Here is an 18,075-nt window from a genome sequence, read left to right as displayed (position 1 = left end):
AGGAGAATAGAAAATACGATGATTATGGGAATATCGTTTGGACGGGGAGTGCTGTTTCACGATCGGGATGTGCTCGCCTGCGCCGAAGTAAAGAACGGAGTCATTCACGTATGGGCGGAAGAAATGACACTGAAGACGATCCTCAAGCTGTGGTACCGCATCTTTTTTTCCTTTCCATGGTACTATCAGCTCTTTCACCTTGTACTGGTCGCATATGTGGTCGCCAGCTTGATCAACCCGTCCTGGTCATTCATCAACCCGGCATGGGTCGCGATCTATGTGGCGGGATTTCATTTTGTGTTTCCACGGGGCTTGAAAAAATTTCATGGAGCAGAGCATAAAGTGTTTAGCTATGGCGGCAAGAAATCGCTGGATGCCATCGACAAAATCGCCCGCGCTGACATTGTCAACGCTGGCTGTTCGACGAATCTGGTCGTCTGGTTTTTTATCGGGTTTTTGCTGACTATCTTGTTTCTCCCGGTGGAGTGGAGCCTCGCGTGCGGGGCTGCGGCTTTGCTGGGAGGTATGCTGGGGGATCGGTTCCTCCGCAAATACTGCGGGTTTGCCTACAAACTGTCGGCCTTTTTCCAGAGGCATGTGACCACGAAGGAGCCCGACAGGCTGCATCTGGAAACGGCGATTCGCTCCTACATCCTGTTCGAGCATATGCGCGATCGGGATCGTCAGGCGGCATGAAAGAAAACGACGCAAAGACGGAGAGGGACAGACCCTCTCCGTTTTTTTTAGCAGAACTGTGATTACTGATGGCCAGCGTTTCGCACCGCGCTTGGCTCTTTTTCGATCAGCTTCTTCAGGCCTTTCAGGTTGATGAGCACAATGCCCGCCAGTATCGCGATGCCACCTGTCAGCGACAGCAGGGAAAGTTGCTCCTGGTACAATGCGGCGCCGAGAAACAAGGAGATCAACGGAGAGATGTACAGCCAGGTGGACGGAAAGACCGGGTTGGTCTTGGCGACGAGCCAGTAAAAAATCGTGTGGCCGAGCATCGAGCCGACGACGATCAAATACAACAGCGACCACAAAGCGCGCGGATCGGCGACCTGCGAACCGATATGCGGCTGTTCGGTAAACAGCGACAGAATCAGCAGCAGCAGTCCGCCATGCAGCATTTGCGCGGCGTTCAAGGCGATCGGGGAAGTATGCTGGAAGCGTTCGATGACGCGCCTGGAGTACACTGCTCCCGAAGCGTAAAACAGCTCGCCGATCAAGATGACGATGCAGCCGAGCACCCACCACTTGTCGTAGCCGATCGTCAGTCCGGGCAAAACGAGCAGTGCGACGCCGAGCGAGCCGATGAGGCAGCCGCTCAAGGACAACCTGGAAAGTCTTTGACGGGTCAGGCGTGACTGGATCAGCAGAATCATCAGCGGGCCTGTGGCGGACAAGACGGCGGCAATCCCGGAGCTTACGTACTGCTCCGCCCAGTACAGGGTGGCGAACGTCCCAAACGTCAATCCGATCCCGGTGAACAGCATTTCTTTGCGAAACAGAAGCGACAGACTCGCTTTTTTCTTCCACACCATCCAGCCGAAGAGGAGCACGCCTGCGAGGAAAAAGCGGATTCCTGCCGAGAAAAACGGGGCAGCCCCGGCGTCGATGCCAATTTTGATCGCCAAAAACGTCGTACCGAAGATCAGGCACATCACGATGTAATGGAACAGTACCATGTCAATTCCTCCCTTTTTGCAATCATAAGCGGAAGGGAATAGAACAGATTGTTCGAAATAGAACAGTTACGACCGTTCACTCGCATATCATGGATAAGAACGGGAAGGGGGATGCCTGCATGAAACGACAGGGGCTGGCCAGTGCTAATACTGAAAAGCGCTTTTCCCAGATCTACGACTACTTGCTGGAGCGAATCCGGCGCGGCGAATGGAAAGCGCACGAAAAGCTGCCGTCTGTTCGCGTGTTGGCAGCACAGTTTCACGTGCACCGGCTGACGGTGTTCAAGGCGTACCAGTTGCTCAAGCAGCATGGGATCGTCTATGTAAAGGATAAATCCGGCTATTACGTGCAGCCCGGCGGCAGCCTGAGCTTCGATCCGGACCATGACCCGATCATTTCTGCCTACGTGCAGGACAGCCATCTTTCCGAAATTCATCAGGTGGAGGCAACGTACCAGTTTTCCAAAGCGCTGCTCGATCCGAACCTGCTGCCTAATTTGTACTTCTCCGCGTACGTGAAGCGCGTGTTCGACCTGTACCCGAAAGTTCTGGGAACGTATTCGATGACACAGGGGGATGAGGAGCTGCGAGAGGCGCTGTGCGGCTACTTTAGCGAAGAGTACCGCTTCTACCTGTCACCGGATGAGCTGTTGATCTCGTGCGGGTCACAGGAGGCTATCGACCTGATCGCCAGGGTGCTTGTCAAGCCCCGGGACGCCGTGCTGATCGAGCGACCCACGTACAGTCCTGCGATCGATCTGTTTCTTCGGGAAGGAGCGACGATCGTTCCCGTGGAAATCAGCGAGTCCGGCTATGACCTCGACCAGGTAGAACACCTCATGCAAACCAGCAAGCCGCGCCTGTTTTATCTCAACCCGACGTTTCACAATCCGACCGGGTACACGGTCCCTGCCGAACAACGCAAGCGACTGGTCGAATTGGCGCAGCAATATCATTGCTTGCTGGTCGAGGATGATCCGTACCGCGACATTTACTTTGGCGACAAGCCGCCCTTGCCGCTGTTTTCCTACGACACGACTGGAACGGTCGTGTACTTGCGCAGCTTTAGCAAATACGTCGCGCCAGGCTTAGGGATCGCTACGGTGGCCTGCCGTCCGGCGATTATGAAGCTGCTCATCAAGGCGAAGTCGCTGATGGACAGCGGCACACCGCTGCTCAATCAAAAAATCTTTTTGCACTACTTCTTTTCGGATCGCATGCAGCAGCATCTGGAGAAATTGCGAATCGCCCTCTGTGTGCGCAAGGAGATCATGGAAGCAGAGCTGGCTGATACGGACTGGCAGTGGACGAGTCCGGCAGGCGGTCTGAATGTGTGGGCCAAGCTGCCCGAGTCGATCCAGATGGAGCGTCTGCTTGCCGCATGCATCGAGCAATCCATTACCTTTGTCCCCGGCTCGATCTGCGACCCGCTGCGGGCGATGCAGTCGTGGCTGCGCATCAGCTACTCGTATGTGAACGAACAGCAACTGCGGGAAGGCATGCGCAACCTCGTTCGGATATACCGGGAGCTTTCGTGAATACGGTAGCCGTTTTGCCGGAGGGGACAGCAGGCGGGGAGGATGTCAGCAGCTATGCGCAGACATAAAAAAGCCGCTTTTTTGCGGCTTTTTTCACTAGTCCCGCGGCAGCGGGTTCTGTTCGAGCTCACGGTACATCCTGCCCTTGTCGACGTACGATTGGCGGATGCGACGCAACTCCTTGAAGTCTTCCTCGTTCAGCTCCCGCTTCACTTTGGCAGGCGATCCGATGACGAGCGTGCGCGGCGGCACTTTCATCCCGGGTGGAACCAGTGCTCCGGCGGCAACCATCGCCTCTTCGCCGACTTCCGCCCCGTCCAGGACGATCGCGCCCATTCCGATCAAAGCACCGCGGCGTACGATGCAGCTATGCAGCACGGCATTGTGTCCGACCGTTACCTCGTCTTCGAGGATCAGCGGATTGTTCGGGCTTTGATGCAGCGTACTGTTGTCCTGTACGCTTACCCGTCGTCCGATTACGGTCGGAGCGATGTCGCCGCGAATGACCGAATTGTACCAAATGGAAGAATCTTCGCCGATTTCCACGTCCCCGGAGATCACCACTCCCTTGGCTAGAAATACAGAAGGATGAATGCGCGGGACTGCGTTTTCAAAAGGCAATAGCAGCATAGTCGAAAAGCCTCCTAGTGTGGTGGGATATGACAGTCGTTTTGCATGGGGCGAGGAGAAAAAATCGAAAAACGCCCGGTGGATGAATCAAAATCGATCCGGATGCCACGCAAGACGTCCACATCCGAGCTGTTGTAAAAAAGGCGGATGCCGTGTATGACGGCCACTTGCTCGCCAGGTGCAGCTTCGGTAATCGTGATGCCAAACGTGTCGCTGCCGCAGCCGGTGGTCGTTGGCAACAACCGAATTCCCAACTGGTCAGCGTCAGGCTCCTGGCTGATGAGCAGGGAGAGGCGTGCAGCAGCCTGCGGCGTAATCGTAATCACAGGCAACCCTCCTTATAGCACGTATATTGTACTACAAGGCTGACAGATGAACAATTTGGCAGTGCTTCCTTTGTTCTTCTGTTGACCATGACTTCGGCCTGTGATAGAGTTAATTTTACTGATGAACGCAGGAAATGCGGGTAGTCGCTGCCGCAATCGGCTTGCCGATGGGCGGTAGAGGAAAGTCCAGGCTCGCCCAGGCTGAGATGCCTGGAGTGTTCGTACCTGGTGCAAACCAGGGCAGCAGGCTTATGCCTGCTGACGGCGTGGAAAGGGCTCTCTCTGAGGCCCGAGTACGCTGAAAGTGCCACAGAAACGTAGCTTTCCTGGCGACAGGGAAGATGGAACGCGGTAAACCCTGCGAGCGAGAAACCCAAATTTGGTAGGGGAACCGTCCTGAAGGAACTGAACGGAGGGACGGATGGTGTCTATGGATGCCATAGATAGATGACTACCGCTCTTGGTGCGAGGGAATGAGTCCCGCTTGCAGCACGGGAGAGACAGAACCTGGCTTACAGCATTTCCTGCTGGAACGAAACCAAAAACCGTCTGCTGATGCAGGCGGTTTTTTGATTTGCCCGCTACATTTTCCCTTCTTTTATCCAGCTCCAAATGCGATAGCTCCCAAACAACGAGACGAGCAAAAGGGAAAACGACGTCAGCACCCAGATGAATAGTCTGTTTAGTTCCCGCAATTCTTCTGCATGGGTGAGTACAAACAGCAAAGTTCCGAGGAACATGATGTAGCAAAACAGATTCGGTACGATCCAGATAACCCGTAGCTTGTTGTTTTTCACATTAGCACCCATTCCTGACAGTTTGTCCTCTGTCATCCTACCACAAGTACATACGCTGAAAACAGCTTTGGAATTTCACAGTCCGCAAAGGAAAATGAACAAGCAGACGAAGCCGCCTGCAAACGGCCGTCTGCTTGTTGTGTATGGGTGCACTATTGCTGAATGGAGACGTTGTACTCGCGCAGCCAAAAATCAAGCTGGCCGAGGAAGGCGAACATCTGCGGCGTACTCATCAACTGACCAAAGAAAGGAATTCCCGAGGCTTCGGCATCCGCTTCGGCGAGCTTGCGAATGGCCGATACGTCGACGAGCGACAAAAGCGGTGAGGAGGGATCGTGCAAAATTTCCAGCAGCCATGCGCGGGTCGCTTCGGCATACGCCGGATTGTGCGTCTTCGGATACGGGCTTTTCTTGCGGTAGAGCACTTCATCCGGCAAGATTCCCTCCATCGCCTTGCGCAAAATGCCTTTTTCGCGATTGCCGTACATTTTCATCTCCCAGGGAATATTCCAGACGTATTCGACGATGCGATGATCGCAAAACGGAACGCGTGCCTCCAGGCTGGCGGCCATGCTCATCCGGTCTTTGCGGTCGAGCAGCGTATTCATAAACCAGTTGAGGTTGAGGTAGAACATCTCCCGGCGGCGCGCCTCCAGCGGGTCTTCTCCGGGCAGGTGGGGCACTTCGTCGAGCGTCTCCTCGTAGCGCTGCGCCACGTACTCTTCGGGCCGGACCCACTCCCGCAGTTCGGGTGCAAGCCAGGCGCAGCGTTCCTTCGTCGCCCGTGCCCAGGGGAATGTCCCGGCGTAGAGCAGGTCCTCGCGGTGGAACCACGGGTATCCGCCAAAAATCTCGTCGGCACATTCACCGGACAAGACGACGGACGCCTGCTTTTTGATTTCCCGGCAAAACAGAAACAGCGAGGCGTCGATGTCGGCCATTCCCGGCAAGTCCCGGGCCAACGTGGCAGTGCGCAGCGCCTCGATCAATTCATCGGTGTCAAAGGTAATCGTGTGGTGCTGCGTCCCTACATAATCCGAGACGATTTGCACGAACGGCGCGTCTTCATTCGGCTGAAAAGCGCTTGATTTGAAGTAGCGGGAATTGTCGACATAGTCGATCGAGTAGGTGTGCAGCCTGCCGCGTCCCTGTTCTTTGAAATAGGCAGCGGCTACGGCGGTAATCACGCTCGAATCAAGCCCGCCGGACAGCAAGGTGGACACCGGGACATCGGCGACGAGCTGGCGCTGGATTGAATCGGTCACCAGCTCCCGAACCCGCGCTGCCGTCTGTTCCAGATCGTCCGTATGCGGCCTGCTTTCCAGGCGCCAGTAGCGACGGTGGCGCACGCCATCAGGAGTGACCGTCAAGGAGTGGCCGGGACGCACCTCGTGCACGTCATGGAAGACGCCGTGGCCTGGCGTACGCGCCGGGCTGATCGCAAACACCTCAGCCAAGCCTTCGCGTGACAGCACCGGGCGAACATCCGGGTGAGCAAGCAGGCTTTTTTGCTCCGAAGCAAACAAAAACGCGCTGCCCCGCTGGGCGTAGAAAAGCGGTTTGACCCCCATCCGGTCACGGGCGAGAAACAGGCGGTGGGCGCGCTCATCCCAAATCGCAAAGGCGAAGATTCCGTTCAATCGCTCCGTGCACGCCTCTCCCCATTCCAAATAGGCATGGAGCAGCACTTCCGTATCGGAGTGGGAGCGGAAGGTATGGCCCGCAGCCATCAGTTCCTGCCGCAAATCTTCTGTATTGTACAGCTCGCCATTGTAAATCATTGTGCAGCTCGTTTCGCTATGTGATGCCGTCATCGGCTGCACCCCGCCCGACGGATCGACAATCACCAGGCGCCGATGGCCAAAGGCGACGCGAGGAGACAGCCAAAAGCCTTCCGCATCCGGCCCTCTTTTGCTCAAGCAGGCTGTCATCTTCTCCAAAACAGTCCGCTCCTGGGAAAGGTCTTTTTCCCAATCCAGCCATCCTGTAATTCCGCACATATTCATCATCATCCTTCCCTGAAGCGTTGCACACACATCCTATGCAAAAAGCCCAGATGTATTGTCTGTCCGGCAGGAAATGGAAGGGAAAGGTTGAATGATTACCCTATTGTACGTAAAAACGAGGGGGTAACAGTGGATCACTTGACTGTCATGCTCATCGAACGAATGGGCATTTTGCTTACATTTGCATTTATTCTTACCCGAATTCCACTGTTTCGCAAGCTGCTGGACAGGGAGAGGCATCTGGGCACGTCGATTACCTATTCCATCCTGTTCGGACTGTTCGGGATTGCCGGTACGTACGCCGGAATCGTCGTGCAGGAAGAGGCGTATTTCCCGGCATTGTGGATATTCGCTCTGGGGGAAAACGAACTGATCGCCAGTTCGACGATGGTCGGGGTCGTCATCGGCGGCTTGCTCGGAGGACCTGTAGTAGGGCTTTTGGCAGGTCTGATTGCCGGTGCGCACATTTACACCTTGGGAGGATTCGCTGCTCTTCCAGTAGGGATTTCCATTCCACTGACCGGACTTTTGGCAGGGTACGTGGCCCGTTTTTTCTCCCAGGAGAGGGTCATCTCTCCGTCCAAGGCGCTGTTTATCGGGATGTTCGCTCCGGTGGTGCAGATGTCGCTGTTGCTGATTCTCGCCGGGCCGCCTGAACTGGTGCGCACGGTAGTCAATGTCGTGGGTATTCCCATGGTGTTGACCAACAGCATTTCGATCGCCATTTTTACGACGATGATCCGGGTGGCGATGCGGGAAGAGGAGCGCTCTGCGGCATTGGAGGCAGAGCGGGCCTTCACGATTGCCGAGCGGATTTTGCCGCACCTGAAAATGGGGCTTACCCCGCAAACGGCCCAGGCAGCGGCGCTGTTGCTCCATCACGAAGTCAAGGCGGCGGCAGTTGCAGTCACCAACCGGGAGAAGATTCTCGCTCACGTCGGCGCGGGGGGAGACCACCACCTGCCTGGCGAGACGATACGCGGCGATTTGAACATGCGCGTGCTCCATAGCGGGATGATTGAAAAAGGCCTCAACCGGGAAGTGCTCTCCTGTACGAAGAAAAACTGTCCGCTGCAGGCGGCGATTCTCGTACCGATTCGGGAAGGGGAGAGTGTCGTTGGGCTGATCAAGCTGTACTTTCGCAGACCGCAGCAGATCGGCAAGGTCCAGGAGGCTCTCGCCAAAGGATTGAGCAACCTGATTTCCAACCAGTTGACGCTGGAGCTGACGGAAAAGATGAAAAGCCTGATGAAAGACGCGGAAGTACGCATGCTGCAAGCGCAGGTTCACCCGCACTTTTTGTTCAATACACTGAACTCGATTGTCACCCTGATCCGCATCGATCCGCAGCTCGCCCGCCACATGACGATTCAGTTGGGCAACTTCATGCGTCTCAACCTGCGCCTGACCTCAAGCCCGCTGATTCCACTGCGGCAAGAGCTCGATCATTTGTTTACATACCTGGAAATTATCAATATCCGCTTTTCCGAGCAATTGGCTGTGTACTGTGAGGTGACCGAGGGAGTGGATGACGCGCTGATTCCGCCCGGTACGCTTCAACCGCTTGTGGAGAACAGCATCCATCACGGGTTGCATCACAAGCCAAGCGGAGGAGAGGTCAAGCTGGTAGTGAAAAAAGAAGAGCATTTGATACGGATCAGCATCGAGGACAATGGGGCAGGCATTCCAGAGGAGAAGCTGGGTGTAATCGGGAAAATCCAGTTGGAGAGCCGCAACGGAAACGGAATTGGCGTGTACAACGTCAACCAGCGCCTCGTCAGCTTGCTGGGCAGTGTCTCAGCACTCTCGTTTGTGAACAAGCCAGAGGGGGGATGTCGCGTGACTTTCGCCATACCCCTGCACAGAAAGGAGATGGAGTAATGCCGATTCGCGTGATGATCGCCGAAGACGAGCGGCTGGCTCGAGAAGAGCTTCACTATTTGCTGCAGCAGGAAGCGGATGTGGAATTGCTGCCGCATGCTACCAACGGACGAGAACTGCTTGAAATGGTGGAAGCCCACCAGCCCGATGTGGTCTTTCTCGATATTAAAATGCCCGAGCTGGAAGGGGCACAAGCGGCGCGCATGCTGGCATCGCGCAAGCAGCAGCCGTTGATTGTCTTTTCCACCGCCTATGAAGATTACGCAGTTGAGGCGTTCAAACTGAATGCGGTGGACTATTTGCTGAAGCCAACAGAACCAAAAAGGCTGACGGAAACATTGCAGCGCGTACGGGAGCGGCTGGAGAAAAGCAAGGCAGAGGCGGCACAGCCAGCGACACAGCCGGCATCACCGGCAGTCTCTGTCCCGGGTAAATTGCCCAAGCTGCTGGTCGAAGAAAACAACCGGCTGGAGGTCATTGATCCTGCCAGCATCGTCTATGCCGTCCGTGAAGAAAGAATTGTGAGAATTGTTACACAAAAGAAGTTTTTTACGACGAAGATGACGTTGACGCAGTTGGAGGAGAAGCTCCAGTCCTATGACTTCTTCCGCACGCATAAAAGCTATCTGGTCAACCTCCAGTATGTAAGCGCGCTGGAACCGTGGTTTAACGGAGCATACAACCTGACTGTGAAGGGTGACGGGCAGATTCGCATACCTGTCTCTCGCACGATGGTCAAAGAGCTGCTGAAGCGGTTGGAAGGGTAGGACCAAATACTTCCAAACAGGTAGGAATTTTTGCATTTCGCGCATCGCTTCCGACATGTTGCGCGAAAAATCAAACTTATTTGCCAAATTATCCTATAATTTAGTAAGCGCTTTCATATGATCCTCGACTTCATTCTATACCAAGGAGGTTAGAGTATGTCAGACACGGTAATTCCTACACAGAAAGGCAAGCCGAACGGGGGAGAGAACGACGCCTCTTTGACCACCCAGTTCGTCACCGAAGAAGAACTGGCGAAAGTTAACGCTTCGTTTTTGGCACAACGCAAACTCAGCTTTACCTTCGGCCTCTATTTCTTCCTGATCACGCTGCTGATTCCCTTTTTGAGCGGCACGGCAGAATGGTGGTACGGCACTCCGCTGATCTTTGGCCTGACCTTGAACTTCTGGACTACATTGCTGCTTTTCCACGTTTTTTACTGGCTGCTCGCATTCGTGTTCGTCAAACGCGCCAACCGACTGGATGATGATTTGAAAAACCTGTAATGCCTTTACTAACGGATAAAGGAGAAATGGAACATGCTCAATATGTGGGCGATCTCAATGGTCATCCTACTGGTACTCGTAACGGTCGGAATCTCGCTGTACAGCCGGGCGTTTAACACCAATACGGCGAACTTTTACCTGGCAGGTCGAAAAGTCGGGTTTATGACAAATGCAACTGCCATTTGCGGCGATTACTTTTCTGCAGCTTCCTTTTTGGGGGTGGCAGGAGCGGTGTACGCCTCCGGAGTCGACGGCATGTGGTACGCGATCGGGTTTGGAGCGGCATTCGTCCCGGTCGTGTTGTTTGTAGCCAGCCCGCTGCGCAAGTTCGGTGAGTACACGATTCCCGACTTCCTGTTTGCCCGTTTTGGCAAAAGCCACAAAGCTCGCGTCATTGGCGTCATCATGGTACAGCTCATCTGTATTTTCTATCTCGCGCCGCAAATGGTCGGCGCCGGCAGCACCTGGGACGTTCTGGTCGGAGTCGGCTTCCTCGGGATGACACCTTATCAGACGGGGGTTGTCGCAACTGTCGTCGTCATGATGTTTTACGTAGCGCTGGGCGGAATGAAGGGAACTACCCTGAACCAGATGATCCAGTTCTGGGTGCTGTTTACCGCGATGTTCCTCGTCTTCGCGCTCGTGCTGATCAATGGCGTCGGCAACTACGCTTCGCAAAATGTTCCGTTGACCAACCCGTCTACTGTTACAGTCTCCAAGCTGATGGAGGGAGAAGAAGGCAAGCGGATCTACGACCAGGCAAAAGCGACGATGGGACCGGAAGCATTTGCCAAAGTAGAGGAAGCTGTGCAAAGTGGCGATCCGAACGCCAGTGTGACGGTCATCCTGCCGCAGACGAACAAGCTGCACCCCGAGCGGACTATGGTCATGCAGGAACCTGGACATCGCTATGACTGGCTCAACCAGTTCTCCATGGTACTCGCGCTCGTCCTCGGAACGATGGGCTTGCCTCATATTATGAACCGCTACTACACCAACCCGTCCGGTAAGGTAGCCCGTCTGACGACACTGTGGGTGTTGGCATTCATCGCCTTCTTCTACATTATGAGTTCGGTCGTCGGTCTGGGTGGCAGGCGCTTTATTCCTGAGTTGAGTGCTGCTGACTCCACGGTGGCAGCTTTGACTGTCGACGGCGTGCTGCTCAAGTCCGACCAAATCTTGCCGGTGCTGGGCAAGTTGTTGTTTGGAGAGTTTGGTCTTGGCTACGTGGCAGCTGGTGCTTTTGCGGCGATGTTCTCTACCGTGGGCGGCTTGCTGATCGCCTCGGCAGCTTCCTGGGGACATGACATTTACGAAAACTACATCAATCCGAATGCGCCGGAGTGGAAAAAAGTATTGGTCGGTAAAGTGGCTGTTGTGCTCATGTCCCTGTTCTCCCTGCTGGTAGGGTTGGGCATCCCGGCGATCGGGCTCGACAAGGCGTATCCTTCGCTGATTGCGATGATGGTGACCTGGGCATTTGCCGTATCGGGCGGAGCCTTTGTACCGATGCTGCTGTCCTCGATCTGGTGGAAAAAGACGACGCGAAACGGCGCCATTGCCGGGATGATCGTCGGTGGAGGCGGCTCGATCTTCTTCATTATGATGAATATTCTCAAGGAGACGGGCGTATTTGCTCCAGGCAGCATCGGAGCTACGATTGGCGCCTTGACCTTCCCGTCGATTTTCGTCATCCCGCTCAGCTTCCTGACGATATACGTGGTCAGCATAATGGATAAAAACAAAATGCCGGTTTATGTGAACAATATCTGGGCCCGTATCCACGGATCGGATGAACTGTCCGAGCGCATCCGCTTGCAAATGCAGCAGGCTGATCAAAAAGGGTAAGGTTCGGGATGCAACGTATGCAAAACGGGGGAGAGCTTCTCCCCCGTTTTTTGTAGTTCATTTCCAAATCGGGTTCGTGATATGCTGAGGGAGATAGCATGTACGAAAGGTTGGTGTGGCGTTGAGTCGCGGTCCTGTACAAGCAAAGGAAAGCAGCCCCTCGTTGGAGCAATTGCTGAAACAAAAGAAGCGATTTATCGGTATTATGTGTCTGATTTTTCTGACGATCTATTTCTTGCTGCCCATCCTGATCGTCTTGTTTCCGGACTGGATCAACCAGCCGCTCTACGGAAGCATCACGATCGTCTGGGCTTACGCGATCTCCCAATGCTTGTTGACACTGCTGCTGGCATCGCTGTACATCTGGAAGGCACGGCAGTATGACAGGCTCGTGCAGCAAATCGTGGAACAAACAGAAAAGGAGGGAGTGACATGAATCTCCCTTCTGTTATCTTTTTTCTCGCCGTCATCATTGGGACATTGGCGATCACCTACTCGGCAGCAAAACGGACGGACAACCCAACCGAATTTTACGCGGCTGGCTATCGGCTGACCGGGATTCAAAACGGGATCGCGCTGGCTGGCGACTACATGAGTGCAGCGTCCTTCCTGGGCATCGCAGGCACGATTGCCTTGTACGGGTATGACGGTTTTATTTACGCTCTGGGCTTTCTCGTCTCGTATTTAATCATCCTGTTCCTGATCGCCGAACCGCTGCATAATCTGGGTCGCTACACGCTGGCTGATGCGATTGCCGTCCGTTTTGACAGCAAATGGCTGCGCGGAATGATCGCCTGCCACACCTTGCTGGTCTGTATTCTCTATATGCTTGCCCAACTGGTCGGGGCAGGAGCGCTGATTCATCACTTGTTTCAGCTTGATTACCAGACAGCGGTGCTGGCTGTGGGGGTGCTGATGACGGTGTACGTCGTGTTCGGAGGGATGGTCGCGACTTCCTGGGTGCAGATCGTCAAGTCGATCCTGCTGTTGACAGGGACGCTGATCCTGAGCCTGATCGTTCTTTCCCGATTTGGCTGGAGCATCCCCGAGATGTTTGCTTACGTGAAGCATGCGACGCCGCTGGAAGGGGAATTTTTGCATCCCGGCAATCAACTGAGTGATCCGCTGGAAGTCATGTCGCTGCATCTGGCACTGATTCTGGGCAGTGCCTGCCTGCCGCATATCATTTCGCGCCTGTTCACCGTCAAGGATGCAGCGACGACTCGCATGTCGGTGTACACCGCGATCTGGATTATCGGGCCATTTTACCTGATGACGATTTTCCTCGGCTTTGGTGCGAGCGCATTCGTCGGCTATGAGCGGCTGGAAGAGGTCGGGTTTGGCGGGAATTTGACGGTCACGCTGCTGGCTGATGTGCTGGGGGGAGAATTTTTGACCGCGTACATCTCTGCCGTTGCTTTCGCGACGATCTTGGCTGTTGTCACCGGATTGGTGCTCTCGGCTTCCTCTGCCTTCGCCCACGATGTGTACAGTCATTTGATCCGCAAGGGCATGGCTTCGGAGAAGGAACAGGTGCTGGTGGCGAAGTGTTCCTCGGCGATGATCGGGCTGGCTTCGATCTGGCTGGCGATCGATGCGGAAAAGATGAATGTGGCGATTCTCGTCGGGCTTACGTTTGCCGTCGCAGCCTCAGCCAATTTGCCGCTCATCCTGTACACGCTGTACTGGCGCCGCTTTACGGTGCAAGGCGCGATTGTCGGGATGGTCAGCGGGCTGGCGGCATCCGTGCTGATGGTCTACCTCGGACCTGCGGTGATGAATCCCGAGTACGGCTTGATCCAGCGCAATCCGATCATCACGATGACCAATCCCGGACTGGTCTCGATCCCCGTCGGGTTTTTGGGCGCAATAATCGGGACGCTCTGCAGCCGTCCTGCTCCGGGCGCAGCCGAGCGCTATGAGCGCGTGCTGTATCAGATTCACACCGGGGTTCGTACAGGCAGTTCGCTGGAGAAGAAAAAGGGCGCATAGGGGGTGTTCGTTTGCTCCACCCTAAAGCAAAAGGAGGAGGAGCAGATGACGAGCAAAAAGGAGAAAAACGTAGTGTCCGCCGACCAGGTGGATGTGTACGAGCAAGCCCGTTTGGGACTCGGCGGTCTGATCGGCGAATTATGCGAGGCGATGGAGACGGAAGACACGTCCTCCTACAAGCGCAGCGGATACGAGATGATCGGTGCCTACTACAAAGCTCCGGCGCATACAGGAGAGTTGCTGCTCACCTTGAGCGTGGTGCTGGAAGACCTGCTGCACAAGCTGGAAATGACCCAGGAGAGCGAGCACGTCAGCGCAGTGCGCGACGAATACAGCATGTTGAAGAAGGACGAGTAGGCCACAGGCAGCCTTAGCTGCCCGTGCCCAGCTCCTCCCTGCGGTCTTTGATCAGGAACGAGATCAACAGAGCCAGCAGGCTGACGATGAATCCGTACATAAACAGATCGTGGATTCCATGCATGAAATCCGTCGTGCGGGTGAGAAAAAAGCCCATGATCGTGACTCCAAAAGCCGTGCCGATATTGCGCGAAAACATCATAAACGATGTGGAAATTCCTTTTTCATGCGCCTCCACAAGCTGTTGCGCGCCGATGACGCCGGAAGTGGACAGCAAGCCAAATGCCAAGCCCTGAATCAGCATGGTGAAAAAGGCGTACCAGAACCCGTGGCTTTCGTTGAGTAGGACAAGCAGCACGCCAGAGGCGGCAAGCAACAGATGTCCGATCAAAAACAGCTTGCGGTAGCCGTAGCGCAAGATCCACTTGCCGGCAGGGACTGAGGCTGCCATCCAGCCAACGGCCGTTCCAAGCAAGGCAATCCCGCTCACAAACACGGAGAGATGGGCAGCTTCTTGCAGAAACAACGGGATGAAGCTGGCCGTCCCGAACAAACCGGCCCAGCCGACAAAGCCGCTCACATTCATCCAGCGAATCGTCTTGTTGCGGAACAGGGTGAGCGGGACGAGCGGCGATGCCTGTCTTTTTTCAAACAGGTAAAAGCCGACGAGAAAAAGCGCGCCGATCAGCCCGTAGACGATTTGGTTGCTTTCTGCCACAGTGACGAGCAAAAGCGAGCACACCCCGACCGCAAACAAAATCGCTCCCATGTAATCGATACGTGCTTTTTTGGGTGCGTACTCTTCCCGGTACGGGATCAAGGTCAGAAGAGCGATGATGGAGATCGGGATATTGACGTAAAAAATCCAGCGCCAGCTCAAATACTCGACGAACAACGCGCCGAGCGAGGGTGCGACAATCGCCGAAAGGCCCCACATCGACGTCGCCAAAGCCTGGAATTTTCCCCGCTTTTCAACGGAGAACAGGTCTCCGGCAATGATCGCCGGCAAGGGCAGCATAAATCCGGCCCCCAGCCCCTGGATGGCGCGGTAAATGGCGAGCTGTTCCATCGTTTGCGACAGCCCGCACAGCCAGGAACCGATCAAAAAGACGACGATGCCACTGGCAAACACGCGTTTTCTTCCAAACATGTCGGACAGTCGGCCAGCGATCGGGGCGAGCACCGTCGTGGCAATCATGTAGGTGGCAAACGGCCAGGAATAAAGCGAAAAGCCGCCCAGACTTTCAGCGATCAGCGGCATCGTCGTATTCAAAATGGTCGTGTCAATGGCTGCCAGCAACATAGCCAGTACAATACTGGTCAGAACGGAAATTCTGCTTTTCAAAAGCTTCCCCTCCAGTGGATAATAGCACTAATGAAAGTTTTTATATGAGGATGTTTATTATTATACCGCTTTTCTCGTAAATAACTAGGCTCGGGTACATATTTTTCTCTCAATTGGATTCATTCTGTACACTTTGTGGTAAACAAAGGATAGGACCTTTCCCGCTCTATGAATTGGACAGCACAAACACGTGAACAAAATGATAAGATAGGAACAGGACAGCAGGGGAGGAAGAATCAGGAGGGAACCCCGTGAAGTATATCAGTGTAGAACAGGTTGAACCAGGTGACGTGCTTGCTCGCAGCATATATACGAGTGAAGGAATGACGCTGCTTCACGCAGGCGTGCAGTTGACTGTGGGAATGATCAACAAATTGCGGCAGTTTGGCGTGACGATGTTGAGCGTCAAAGACCCGCTGCTGGATGATGTCGATACGGAAGAAGTTGTTAACGAAACGACGCGCAAGGATGCAATGCGCAATTTGTCATCTGCGTTTCAGTGTGTGCAGTCTGGCAACAACATCGATCTGCGTGGCATGCAAAAATCTGTCGGCAATATCGTCGAAGAGGTGCTGCGCAATCGCAGGGTTCTGCTCAATCTCGGAGAAATCCGCACGACCGACAATGCTCTCTACATCCACTCATTGAACGTCTGCATGATGGCGACGGTCATGGGGGTGGGCTTGGGCTACAACACGAGCCAATTGAAGGAGCTGGCGATCGGCGCGCTGTTGCACGATATCGGCAAAATCGATCCGGGAGCAGACAAGCAAGACAACGAGGACAAAACCGTTCCCGGCAAAGGCAAAGCTGAACCTGAACCAGTCGGACCAAACAAGGCACAATCAGCCGAACCGCTTCCAGATGAGGAAGAGGAGGAAGTTCCCGAGCCGGTCGAGGAGGACCTGAAACAGCACTTTACCTGGCGAGGATTCCACCTGCTGCGAAGAAAGCATGAAATGAGCATCGTCTCCGCGCATGTGCCCCTGCAGCACCAGGAATGGGTCGATGGTAGCGGACTCCCCAGGGGATTGAAGGGAGACAGCATCCACGAGTTTGCCAAGATTGTTGCGATTTGCAACTACTATGACGATTTGATTTCGCCGCTCTCGGAAGAAGCCGAAACCTTGCCTCCCTACGAGGCGTGCGAGCGGATTATGGGGCTGGCGGAAAAGCGCTTTGACTTGAAAATGGTCATCCATTTTTTGCGTTCGATCGCCATCTATCCGACGGGCAGCTCACTCAAATTGAGCACGGGTGAAGTCGGCGTGGTCATCAGCCAAAACCGCGGGCTTCCGTCCCGTCCGGTCGTTCGGGTGATCAAGCGCGAGCAGAATGCCAGCCGCACGATGAGTGAGCAGCATGACATCAACGACATTGATTTGAGCGAGCATCCGACGATTTTTATTACCGCAGTAATGGAGTAGCCCCGGAAAAATCAGGGAATCTCCCGATAGCTTCGAACCTTTCTCCGCTTCTACAATGAAGGTGCAAGACATCAGAGGCATGGTAGAAAGGATGTGTCGGCATGGCTACGATATTGGTGGCTGTTGATCATTCGGAGCAATCGTTGAAAGCAGTCCGATTTGCCCTTTCCTACGCCGGGGAAGCGGATGAATTGACGCTGCTGCATGTAATTCCCCGGTATCCTGCAAAAAACTCGCTGAATCCGCTCGGCATCAAGTCGATCCAGGACCACCTGTTGGAAGACGCCCACGCTGAGCTGGCAGAGATCAAGGCTTTGGCAGAGGCGTCAGGTGTGACGTACAGGCTGGACATCCAGTTCGGCGACATTCCTTCGGTTATCAGCCAATATGCCAAGGATGGGTACGAAGCGCTGATTATGGGCACGCACGGCTACGGCCGCGTCATCGGGGCCTTGATGCAGAGCGTCAGCTACCCGACGCTTCACGACGTGCAAATCCCCGTTTTTCTCATATCCGGAGAAACCGATGCCACACGCTTCCCGTGGCGCAAGGTGCTGATCGCAGTAGATGGTTCCGAGCATGCGCGGAAAGCCGTCCTCTGCGCTATCGAGGCAAGCCGGGGAATGGATGCGGAGTTCACGCTGATGACCGTCGTTCCCTCGCCGTACCTGTACGCCGGGACATTTGGCGCAGGCTGGGAGGATGAGGCGACTTTGGAGGAGTGGGGCTACAGCACGCTTCGTCCGTATGAAGAAATCATGCAATCGCACGGACTTCCCTACACGCGAAAAGTCATCATCGGCGATCCGGCTATAGAAATCCGCAAAACAGCGGAAGCAGAGGCCGACCTGCTCGTGCTGGGGCATCACGGTCAGGGCGCGGTAGCGGGAATGGTCATGGGCAGCGTCACCTTCAAGCTGATCCATCGAGCCAAGCTGCCGCTGTTGGTTGTGAAAAAATAAATCGACG

At 54.8% G+C, this 18,075-nt stretch carries 17 protein-coding genes and 1 other RNA gene; 12 read left to right on the top strand and 6 right to left on the bottom strand.

Annotated elements, in window-relative coordinates; translation table 11 throughout:
• Positions 1-18 precede the first annotated feature (18 nt).
• A complete protein-coding gene (locus ACAF76_RS13275) occupies positions 19-696 on the top strand; it encodes a DUF1385 domain-containing protein (protein ID WP_400164046.1) in 678 nt (225 codons plus the stop codon).
• Positions 697-758: 62 nt separating this feature from the next.
• On the opposite strand, the gene ACAF76_RS13270 is transcribed toward ACAF76_RS13275, so the two are convergent.
• On the bottom strand, positions 759-1,688 hold the full coding sequence (locus tag ACAF76_RS13270; RefSeq protein ID WP_400164045.1) for a DMT family transporter: 930 nt from the start codon (positions 1,686-1,688) through the stop codon (positions 759-761).
• A gap of 119 nt (positions 1,689-1,807) precedes the next feature.
• On the opposite strand from ACAF76_RS13270, the gene ACAF76_RS13265 reads away from it, so the two are divergent.
• Complete coding sequence (locus tag ACAF76_RS13265) at positions 1,808-3,226, top strand: PLP-dependent aminotransferase family protein (RefSeq protein ID WP_400164044.1); 1,419 nt, start codon at positions 1,808-1,810, stop codon at positions 3,224-3,226.
• A gap of 96 nt (positions 3,227-3,322) precedes the next feature.
• Here ACAF76_RS13265 and ACAF76_RS13260 read toward each other — a convergent pair whose 3' ends face one another.
• Together ACAF76_RS13260 and ACAF76_RS13255 are read right to left on the bottom strand one after the other, a co-directional pair.
• Positions 3,323-3,856 carry a gamma carbonic anhydrase family protein gene (locus ACAF76_RS13260; RefSeq protein WP_400164043.1) on the bottom strand — a complete coding sequence of 178 codons (534 nt, stop codon included), beginning with the start codon at positions 3,854-3,856 and terminating at the stop codon, positions 3,323-3,325.
• Positions 3,857-3,870: 14 nt separating this feature from the next.
• Positions 3,871-4,182, bottom strand: coding sequence for a HesB/IscA family protein (locus ACAF76_RS13255; protein WP_400164042.1), 312 nt, complete (start codon positions 4,180-4,182; stop codon positions 3,871-3,873).
• 132 nt (positions 4,183-4,314) lie between these two features.
• Between ACAF76_RS13255 and rnpB the strand changes: the two genes are divergently transcribed.
• Positions 4,315-4,702: RNase P RNA component class B (rnpB, locus tag ACAF76_RS13250), an RNA gene on the top strand.
• A gap of 61 nt (positions 4,703-4,763) precedes the next feature.
• On the opposite strand, the gene ACAF76_RS13245 is transcribed toward rnpB, so the two are convergent.
• Positions 4,764-4,979, bottom strand: a complete 216-nt coding sequence (locus ACAF76_RS13245; RefSeq protein ID WP_400164041.1) for a hypothetical protein — start codon at positions 4,977-4,979, stop codon at positions 4,764-4,766.
• Between the two features lie 152 nt (positions 4,980-5,131).
• Complete coding sequence (gene asnB, locus ACAF76_RS13240; RefSeq protein WP_400164056.1) at positions 5,132-6,979, bottom strand: asparagine synthase (glutamine-hydrolyzing); 1,848 nt, start codon at positions 6,977-6,979, stop codon at positions 5,132-5,134.
• A 135-nt stretch (positions 6,980-7,114) separates the two neighbouring features.
• Here asnB and ACAF76_RS13235 point away from each other — a divergent pair, with 135 nt between their 5' ends.
• From ACAF76_RS13235 to ACAF76_RS13205, 7 genes are all read left to right on the top strand, one after another.
• Positions 7,115-8,866 carry a LytS/YhcK type 5TM receptor domain-containing protein gene (locus ACAF76_RS13235; RefSeq protein WP_400164040.1) on the top strand — a complete coding sequence of 584 codons (1,752 nt, stop codon included), beginning with the start codon at positions 7,115-7,117 and terminating at the stop codon, positions 8,864-8,866.
• Positions 8,866-9,633: a LytR/AlgR family response regulator transcription factor gene (locus tag ACAF76_RS13230; RefSeq protein ID WP_400164039.1), complete on the top strand. Its 768-nt coding sequence runs from the start codon at positions 8,866-8,868 to the stop codon at positions 9,631-9,633. Before ACAF76_RS13235 ends, ACAF76_RS13230 begins: the two co-directional genes overlap by 1 nt.
• Before the next feature lie 156 nt (positions 9,634-9,789).
• Entirely contained in the window at positions 9,790-10,137 is a 348-nt protein-coding gene (locus tag ACAF76_RS13225; RefSeq protein WP_400164038.1) for a hypothetical protein, read from the top strand.
• Positions 10,138-10,170: 33 nt separating this feature from the next.
• Entirely contained in the window at positions 10,171-11,985 is a 1,815-nt protein-coding gene (locus ACAF76_RS13220) for a cation acetate symporter (RefSeq protein ID WP_400164037.1), read from the top strand.
• A 121-nt stretch (positions 11,986-12,106) separates the two neighbouring features.
• A complete protein-coding gene (locus tag ACAF76_RS13215) occupies positions 12,107-12,421 on the top strand; it encodes a DUF485 domain-containing protein (protein WP_400164036.1) in 315 nt (104 codons plus the stop codon).
• The gene (locus ACAF76_RS13210; protein ID WP_400164035.1) at positions 12,418-13,977 is read left to right on the top strand and encodes a cation acetate symporter; all 1,560 of its coding nucleotides are present in this window, start codon (positions 12,418-12,420) and stop codon (positions 13,975-13,977) included. The genes ACAF76_RS13215 and ACAF76_RS13210 overlap by 4 nt, the downstream gene beginning before the upstream one ends.
• Positions 13,978-14,022: 45 nt before the next feature.
• Positions 14,023-14,334 carry a hypothetical protein gene (locus ACAF76_RS13205; RefSeq protein ID WP_400164034.1) on the top strand — a complete coding sequence of 104 codons (312 nt, stop codon included), beginning with the start codon at positions 14,023-14,025 and terminating at the stop codon, positions 14,332-14,334.
• 13 nt (positions 14,335-14,347) lie between these two features.
• Here ACAF76_RS13205 and ACAF76_RS13200 read toward each other — a convergent pair whose 3' ends face one another.
• Positions 14,348-15,679: an MFS transporter gene (locus tag ACAF76_RS13200; protein ID WP_400164033.1), complete on the bottom strand. Its 1,332-nt coding sequence runs from the start codon at positions 15,677-15,679 to the stop codon at positions 14,348-14,350.
• 251 nt (positions 15,680-15,930) lie between these two features.
• On the opposite strand from ACAF76_RS13200, the gene ACAF76_RS13195 reads away from it, so the two are divergent.
• Both ACAF76_RS13195 and ACAF76_RS13190 read left to right on the top strand, forming a co-directional pair.
• Entirely contained in the window at positions 15,931-17,106 is a 1,176-nt protein-coding gene (locus ACAF76_RS13195) for an HD-GYP domain-containing protein (protein ID WP_400164032.1), read from the top strand.
• A gap of 101 nt (positions 17,107-17,207) precedes the next feature.
• Positions 17,208-18,068, top strand: a complete 861-nt coding sequence (locus tag ACAF76_RS13190; RefSeq protein WP_400164031.1) for a universal stress protein — start codon at positions 17,208-17,210, stop codon at positions 18,066-18,068.
• Positions 18,069-18,075 lie beyond the last annotated feature (7 nt).

Origin of the sequence: Brevibacillus sp. TJ4, assembly GCF_044627595.2 — a bacterium.
GTDB lineage: Bacteria > Bacillota > Bacilli > Brevibacillales > Brevibacillaceae > Brevibacillus.
This window is presented reverse-complemented; position numbering and strand designations above follow the sequence as displayed.

Bases quoted from the DNA above. Each gene is read 5' to 3' on its own strand.
- ACAF76_RS13270 (WP_400164045.1), bottom strand. From the start codon at position 1,688: ATGGTACTGTTCCATTACATCGTGATGTGCCTGATCTTCGGTACGACG.
- asnB (WP_400164056.1), bottom strand. From the start codon at position 6,979: ATGTGCGGAATTACAGGATGGCTGGATTGGGAAAAAGACCTTTCCCAG.
- ACAF76_RS13205 (WP_400164034.1), top strand. From the start codon at position 14,023: ATGACGAGCAAAAAGGAGAAAAACGTAGTGTCCGCCGACCAGGTGGAT.
- ACAF76_RS13230 (WP_400164039.1), top strand. From the start codon at position 8,866: ATGCCGATTCGCGTGATGATCGCCGAAGACGAGCGGCTGGCTCGAGAA.
- ACAF76_RS13190 (WP_400164031.1), top strand. From the start codon at position 17,208: ATGGCTACGATATTGGTGGCTGTTGATCATTCGGAGCAATCGTTGAAA.
- ACAF76_RS13210 (WP_400164035.1), top strand. From the start codon at position 12,418: ATGAATCTCCCTTCTGTTATCTTTTTTCTCGCCGTCATCATTGGGACA.
- ACAF76_RS13220 (WP_400164037.1), top strand. From the start codon at position 10,171: ATGCTCAATATGTGGGCGATCTCAATGGTCATCCTACTGGTACTCGTA.
- ACAF76_RS13260 (WP_400164043.1), bottom strand. From the start codon at position 3,856: ATGCTGCTATTGCCTTTTGAAAACGCAGTCCCGCGCATTCATCCTTCT.
- ACAF76_RS13275 (WP_400164046.1), top strand. From the start codon at position 19: ATGATTATGGGAATATCGTTTGGACGGGGAGTGCTGTTTCACGATCGG.
- ACAF76_RS13265 (WP_400164044.1), top strand. From the start codon at position 1,808: ATGAAACGACAGGGGCTGGCCAGTGCTAATACTGAAAAGCGCTTTTCC.
- ACAF76_RS13225 (WP_400164038.1), top strand. From the start codon at position 9,790: ATGTCAGACACGGTAATTCCTACACAGAAAGGCAAGCCGAACGGGGGA.